At 74.8% G+C, this 4,103-nt stretch carries 4 protein-coding genes; 1 reads left to right on the top strand and 3 read right to left on the bottom strand.

The annotated features are described in order from the left end of the window. The coding region (locus M878_RS83450) for an SseB family protein (RefSeq protein ID WP_031226642.1) at positions 1-516 on the bottom strand (516 nt) is incomplete at its 3' end. 153 nt (positions 517-669) lie between these two features. On the opposite strand from M878_RS83450, the gene M878_RS49545 reads away from it, so the two are divergent. Beyond that, positions 670-1,638: a serine hydrolase gene (locus tag M878_RS49545; protein ID WP_031226640.1), complete on the top strand. Its 969-nt coding sequence runs from the start codon at positions 670-672 to the stop codon at positions 1,636-1,638. A 252-nt stretch (positions 1,639-1,890) separates the two neighbouring features. Here the strand turns inward: M878_RS49545 and mycP are convergent, their stop codons facing one another. Together mycP and M878_RS49540 are read right to left on the bottom strand one after the other, a co-directional pair. Continuing rightward, on the bottom strand, positions 1,891-3,078 hold the full coding sequence (gene mycP, locus M878_RS83445; protein ID WP_051430142.1) for a type VII secretion-associated serine protease mycosin: 1,188 nt from the start codon (positions 3,076-3,078) through the stop codon (positions 1,891-1,893). Then, the coding region (locus tag M878_RS49540) for a hypothetical protein (protein WP_023551972.1) at positions 3,075-4,103 on the bottom strand (1,029 nt) is incomplete at its 5' end. The genes M878_RS49540 and mycP, both read right to left, overlap by 4 nt.

Genomic DNA, 4,103 nt, shown 5'->3' with positions numbered 1-4,103 from the left:
GGGCTCCGCCGCCACGGCCGTACGGACCGCCTCGACCACGGCCGGGTCGGCGAGCGGTTCGGTGCTGGTGCGGCCCTCGGCGAGGGCGCGCAGCGCCGGGCCGGTCAGCTCGAACGGCACCGGTCCTGCGAGGTCCAGGACGACCGTGTCGGCCTTCTCGTGGGCGGCGGCCTGCAGCGCCTGGTGCAGCGGTACGGCGACCGGGCGGGCCGCGGGGTCCCAGCGGGCGAGGGAGTCGGTGGAGGTGAAGGCGGGCAGGGCGGTGCGGTGGCCGGCCTTCAGGGTGGGTACGGCCATGTCGCTGGTCTTCTCGCGACGCAGCCCCTTCTCGTCCTCCTCGACCTCGCCGAGCACGGCGACGACCGGGACGAGCAGGCGGGCGCCCTTCAGCGCCTCCAGGACCGGCCCGAGGGCGCCGCGGTCCTCGGCCCAAGCGGCGAGCGCGGCGCTCAGCCGGGGGTCGGCGGAGCCGTCGTCGTCGGAGAAGCCGGGGTCGGGAATGTTCTTGTTCGCCACGGTCACCGACCCTATAGGCACGTCACCGGCCCCCTGCACGAGAGCCTTCACCGGCCTTCGCACGGGAGCCCTCACCGGAATCTCAGCGTTCCCTGATCGCCGTCTCATGTCCGTCCGACGCGGCACACAGTCCCCGCCCGAAGCATCGCGGGCATGGAGTCTTCCAGAGCCCGCCGTGGCCGTCATGGCCGTCGTAGCCGTCGTGCGCGCCCGTCCCGGCGCCGTCCGCTGCTGTACGCCGCGCTCGCGGTGGTCGCCGTGGGCGGGGTGACAGCCGGCGCCACCGCGTATGTGAGGGCGCGGGCGCACGCGGGGACCGCGGCCGTATCGTCGTCGGCGGCGCCCTCGGTCTCCGTCTCGGCCGGGGCGGGTGAGGAGGCCTCCGTGACAGAGCCGGCGGTGGACCGCGACGCGCTGCTGAGCAAGGCGATGACGGCGGTGAACGTGCCGTCCGGGGCTCGGGTGTCGGCGGCGGTGCTGGCGGTGGACTCCGGGGAGAGCGCCGGGTACGGGGACGCGGCGTTCGACACGGCGAGCATCGTCAAGGTCGACATCCTGGCCGCGCTGCTGCTCCAGGCGCAGGACGCGGACCGGCAGTTGACGGCGGCCGAGCAGGTGTACGCCACGAAGATGATCGAGAACAGCGACAACGCGTCCGCGACGGCGTTGTGGCACTCGATCGGCGGGGCGGACGGCCTGGACGCGGCGAACAGACGCTTCGGGCTGACCGCGACCTCGGGGGGCGACGGCGAGCTGTGGGGGCTGACGCAGACCACGGCCGCGGACCAACTCGTCCTGCTCCAGCAGGTGTTCAGCGCGGATTCCGAGCTGAGCGCGGCCTCCCGGACCTATGTGCAGGGTCTGATGGAGTCGGTCGAGGCGGACCAGCGGTGGGGGGTGTCGGCCGTCGCCGCGGGCAGCAACTCATGGGCGTTGAAGAACGGTTGGCTGGCGCGCGGTACGACGGGCCTGTGGGACGTGAACAGCATCGGCCGGGTGACGGTGGACGGCACCGACTACCTGGTGGCGGTGCTCTCGAAGGGCACCGAGAGCCAGGCGCGGGGCATCGCACTGGTGGAGGCGGCGGCGAAGGCGGCGGTGTCGGCGTTCGCCGACGCGTGACCGGGCGTCCGGCCGCCTGGGAGCCTGTGTCACATCCCCGGTCGGATCAGCGCGCGGCGTCCGGGGCCCCCGCTCGAGCGAAGCCGAGGGTGGGGGCGCGTGCGATCCAAGGCGCCGGAGCGCCCTCGATGGGGGGTGCCCCCTCTGGGGGAGTGCGTGCCAGGCGTCGCGCGCCCGGCCGGGGATATGACACAGGCTCTGGGCGATCGGGCGTTCGGCTCGGGCTCACCGGCCGGAGCGCCCGGACGTGCCTCAGGCCGATTCCCTGCGGCCCCGCCACAGCACCACGCCCGCCACCAGGAGGACCCCGCCGGTGCCGCCGGCCAGTGGGCCCGCCCAGTCGGCGGTCGAGGAGGTTGCCTCGGGGGCGTCCGGGCCGGCGCCGAAGTACTTCTTGTCGTACGACGAGACGCGCAGGCTCTGCGGCTGGATCCGGCCGGCCGCCTGCAGCGCGGCCGCCGGGTCGATCATGCCGAAGCCGCGGGAGTCGTCCCGGCCGCCGACCGGCGGATCATCGGCGGTGTCCTCCAGCAGCTTCTTGATCTGGACCGGGCTCAGGGTGGGGTGCGCGGCCTTGATCAGGGCCGCCGCGCCGGAGACGAAGGCGGAGGCTGCCGAGGTGCCCCAGCCCGAGTAGTACTTGTGGTCGGGGTCGGCGATGACCACGTTGACGCCGGGCGCGCTGACCGCCGCGTACCAGCGGCGGGTGGAGAAGGAGGCGCGGGTGTCGTAGCGGTCGACGGCGGTGGCGGCGATGACGCCGGGATAGGCGGCCGGGTAGGAGATGTGGTCGCCCTTGTCGCCGCCGTTGCCCGCGGAGGCGACGACCACCACGCCCTTCTTCAGGGCGTACTGCACGGCCTCGTCCTCGCTCGGCTCGGGGTGCGCGGAGTCCGAGTCGTCGCCGAGGGAGAGGTTGATGACGTCGGCGCCGTGGTCGGCGGCCCAGCGGATGCCGTCGGCGAGGGCGTTGCCCCGGGTGGTGCGGGCCTTGGTGCGGGCGGGGTCGTTGTCCTCCAGGATCACCCGGACGGGCAGGATCTTCGCCTCGGGGGCGACGCCCATGACACCGGCGGAGTTGCCGGGGCCATGGCCGTGCCCGGCGATGATGCCGGCCATGGCGGTGCCGTGCCGGGCCCAGGTGCGGTCGCCCGGCCCGGCCCCGAAGCCGATCATGTCCTTGTCGGGCAGGACGTTTCCGGCGAGGTCGGGGTGGTCGGCCTCGACGCCGGTGTCCAGGACGGCGACGGTGACGCCCCGGCCCTTGGTGGTGCGCCAGGCCTCGTCCAGGTGCAGCGCGGACAGGGCCCACTGCTGGGCGCGGATCCCGTCGGCGTGGGCCGCGGTGGCCGGCAGCAGGGCGAGGGCGCCGGCGAGCAGCACGCTCAGCGCGGCTCCGGCCGGTGCCACGTGGCGGCGCCCGGGTATCGATCGCCTCATGAGGACTTCTCCGTGGCCGTTCCGATGCTCTGGCGCAGCCGCCGTTCGATGCGGTCGGCCAGACCCTGGGCCTCGTTGCCGAGCCCGGCCTGTGCCGGTGCGGTGGTGGCCTCGGCGCTGACGGCGTCGGCGGCGGGCTGGGGCTGGTCGACGCTGCGGCCGTCGGCCCAGCCGGAGACGGCGTAGCCGACGACGGGGGCGTCGGTGAGGACGGAGATGGTCCAGGAGGCGCGCTGCTTGTCGCCGAAGCCGGCCGCGGGGGTGCCCTTGGCCGCGTACGGGCGGGGCATCAGGTCGGCCCGCCGGTCCAGGGCCTCGGTACGGAAGCGGTGGGCGAGCGCGGACATGGCGGCGGGGTCGGCCTTGGTGAACAGCAGCCCGACGGTGGTGACATAGCTCTGGGTGGCGTCGGTGTAGGTGGCGCGCAGCAGCCGCTGGCAGCCGACGGGGGCGAGGACCTTGGACAGCAGCGGGTCGAAGGCGCCGGCGCAGCCGCTGTCCGGGGCGACGGCGATCCGGGTCCAGGTGCGGTCGGCGCCGCCGGGTCCGGCACCCGTGCCCTGGACGGTGGGCGGGAACAGCTGGTCGACGGGGACGTTGTGCCAGAGCGTGCCGGCGGTGGCGAAGTGGTCCCCGGAGGCGGCGTCCGCGTCGTCGTCGGTGATCCAACTCCCTGTCACGGCACCGCCGATGAGACCGAGACCGAGCACGAGACAGGCGGCCGCGGCGGCGGTGCGGGGGCCCACCAGGTGCCGGGCCCGCTCGTGGAAGGCCTCGGGCTGCCCGAACGAGATGACGGGCCGCGCGGCGGCGGTGCTCCAGGACCACGCGGGGTCCGGCGCATGCGGGCTGACCGGGTGGGCGGGTGCCAGGGGGCTCCAGGCGGTCGTCTCCTGCGGGGGCAGGGAGGAAGAGGGCCTGGGAGGAGCCGCTTTCGGGGAGTCGGAAACCGGGCGGAGTCGCGTCGTGGTCTCCGCGGCCGCCGGCTCCGTCGCGGGTACGGGGCGCAGCCGGGCGGTGGTTTC

Source organism: Streptomyces roseochromogenus subsp. oscitans DS 12.976 (assembly GCF_000497445.1).
GTDB classification, from domain to species: Bacteria; Actinomycetota; Actinomycetes; order Streptomycetales; family Streptomycetaceae; genus Streptomyces; species Streptomyces oscitans.
This window is presented reverse-complemented; position numbering and strand designations above follow the sequence as displayed.

What these genes read in the sequence shown, in the direction of transcription:
- M878_RS49545 (WP_031226640.1), top strand. Translation starts at nt 670, where the DNA reads ATGGAGTCTTCCAGAGCCCGCCGTGGCCGTCATGGCCGTCGTAGCCGT.
- mycP (WP_051430142.1), bottom strand. Translation starts at nt 3,078, where the DNA reads ATGAGGCGATCGATACCCGGGCGCCGCCACGTGGCACCGGCCGGAGCC.